Origin of the sequence: Aliidongia dinghuensis, from assembly GCF_014643535.1 — a bacterium.
GTDB lineage: Bacteria > Pseudomonadota > Alphaproteobacteria > ATCC43930 > CGMCC-115725 > Aliidongia > Aliidongia dinghuensis.
Genome location: NZ_BMJQ01000047.1, coordinates 1 through 2,495, shown reverse-complemented (window position 1 = coordinate 2,495; position 2,495 = coordinate 1). Strand labels below are relative to the sequence as shown.

Genomic DNA, 2,495 nt, shown 5'->3' with positions numbered 1-2,495 from the left:
TGCTCGATTACGCATCTTGATGCCCCTCCTGGACACGATCATTTACCCTCAGATTGATTGTTCTAACGGCGCCGTTTTGCAACTGTCGGAGAGCGCGGAGTGCAGGTTCGGTGTCTGGGAACAAGAACCGCCCTGTCGCGAGGTCGCGATCGATTTGAATGGTTCCGCGGTAGATCCGCTTGCTGACCCAATTGCTTGCGACGCCAAGGCGGATCGCCAATTCAGGCACGCTGAGCCATCCTGGAATGGTCGCCCAGCGGGTTCTTCTCGGCTGCAGCTTGAGCCGATGGCAAAGACGGATTTTCTGGATGGTGGCGGGCAGCACTGCATCGGTTCGGCTCGCTGAGCGGAATCCTTCTGCGGTCAGTAATGCCGCGATCTCGCGATCATTATGGCCGGATCGCGCTAGGTCGAGAACACGCCGTTCCATTTGCGGATAGCTCGGCAGGGCCGTAACGGTATTGATCGGGAATGCGACGGTGATTTCCGTGGTCTCACCGCCGCGCCAGACGATGCGCACATCGGCCGCATCACGCGCGCTGCGGCGCAGGACGACTTTCTCGATGAGGCAGCGCAGCAGGGCCTTACGATGCTCGCGGCTGACAGAAGGATCGGCCCAGATCTGCGGCAGTCGCTGGCCGATTGCCACAACCTTGGCATGGAGTTCAGGGGCGAGGCGAACGGGGCTGGAGCTTTCCTTGCCCTTGCGTGCCGCATGTTCTTCCTCGGCACGGCGCACGGTCGACAAGGCGGCTTCCCAGCGCCGTTCGAGTTCGGCGGCGACGAGCCTGTTATCGGGATCGACGCGGTTGAACTGGCGCTCCGCCAACCCGGCCTCATAGCGCAGCCGCTCGATCTGTTGCGCCGCGGCCCGGTCGAGCGCCTCGTCAGCTTGGCGCTGGGCCTTGCGAGCCTGCGTCCAGGCATCAATCTCGGCGGGTGCCACAGCTGCCAGGAACGCCGCGCCCACCGCCTTGTCGATCGCCGCTGCGCGCAGGGTCTGGCAGACCGGGACGTCATGCTGCTGGCGAAGATGATTGCAGACGTACTGACTGCCGCCTTTGTAGCGCACGACCATCTTGTGCCCGCATTCACCGCACCAGGTGATGCCGTGCAGAAGTGCCGCACCGTCGCGCGGGACGCCACGGGTCTTGTTGCGCATATATTCGGCTCGATTGTCTCGCAGCATGGCCTGGATGCGCTCGAACGTCTCCCAATCGATGAAGGCAGGATACTTGTCCTTAACGACGATTCGCCATCCCTCATCGGCCTGCAGCTTGCGCTTCGTCCAGCCGCCGGGTCGCCGCCGGGTCGGCCCCATTCGGGTGCGACCATAGACGAACGCACCAGCATAGGCAGGGTTCTTCAGCATCGCGATCACGGCCGGTACGCTCGCGCGCTTCCAACAGACATGCCCATCGTGCTCGCGCCGTGGCAGCGAGAGGCCGTGCGCCTGGAAAGTTCTCACGACCTGGACGGCGGTCCTACGCTTCATGAAGGTATCGAACACCAGGTCGATCCGCGCTTGGACCTCCAGATCGGGCGTCTTCACCACAATGCCCGAAGGATCGCGAACCAGGCCAGCCGGAAGCGAGAGCGCCAGGTCGCCACGCTCGGCCTTGGCTAGAAGCCCCGCCGTTAACCGGCTGCGGATCGTGTGCAGCTCGAGTTCCGAGATGGTTCCTTTGAGGCCGAGCAGCAGACGGCCATTCGGCGTACCGGGGTCATAGACCCCGTCGCGGTCGGCAATTAGGCACTGCCGGTGCCCGCAGACATCGAGCAGCGGATACCAGTCCGAACAGTTCCGGGCCAGCCGTGTCACATCAATGGAGAGGATCATGCCGACCTCGCCCAGCGTCACCCGCGCGACCAGCTCCTTGAAGCCTTGACGCAACTCGGCTGCGGCACCGCTAATCCCGAGATCTGCATCGATCACATCGATATCGGCCTCATGCCAGCCGAACTCGCGCGCTCGATCGCGCAGTGCGTATTGCAGGCGCAGGCTCTCCTGGTTGCTGAGCACTTGGTGCGGCGTCGATTGCCGGACATAGACCACCGCGTGCCGCCGAAGGTGATGGGCCGTAACCAGTTCCGATCCCATGACCTATCTCCCGCAGGACGACCGCGAGGTCTTCGACGATCTCGTGGCGCAGAGATTGAGGCAGGCGTCGCCAGACGTCGCAGGGGTCGACCGGCATTCCTCTTCATGCTCCGACGCAATCAAGACAAGGTCCTGTAGTGCTTCAAAGCTGAGCTTCGTTGCTAAAATGGACGTGGCAGCAGCCTGCAAGCTCGTCACAGTAATCGGGAGAATCAAAGAAATGTCCGGCCGGTACTCGATATGAGCGAACCGCTCGCCACGGCTACCGCGTATCGCCAGTAGGCGAAAGCGACGGCCATAGAGCGGATGGCGCCGATCTGTAACCTCTATCTCGTCGGGCCAAGGAAAATCACCATCGCTGCGGGGGGTATCGCTGTGGGTGGTCGCTCGACGG

General features: G+C 62.7%; 2 protein-coding genes. Both read right to left on the bottom strand.

The window, feature by feature from the left end; all coding sequences use genetic code 11:
* Positions 1 to 7: 7 nt before the first annotated feature.
* The gene (locus IEY58_RS34090; protein ID WP_189052651.1) at positions 8 to 2,101 is read right to left on the bottom strand and encodes a recombinase family protein; all 2,094 of its coding nucleotides are present in this window, start codon (positions 2,099 to 2,101) and stop codon (positions 8 to 10) included.
* Between the two features lie 3 nt (positions 2,102 to 2,104).
* The coding region (locus IEY58_RS34550) for a hypothetical protein (RefSeq protein ID WP_229744177.1) at positions 2,105 to 2,495 on the bottom strand (391 nt) is incomplete at its 5' end.

Excerpts from the sequence above, each read along its gene's own strand:
- IEY58_RS34090 (WP_189052651.1), bottom strand. The coding sequence starts at position 2,101 with ATGGGATCGGAACTGGTTACGGCCCATCACCTTCGGCGGCACGCGGTG.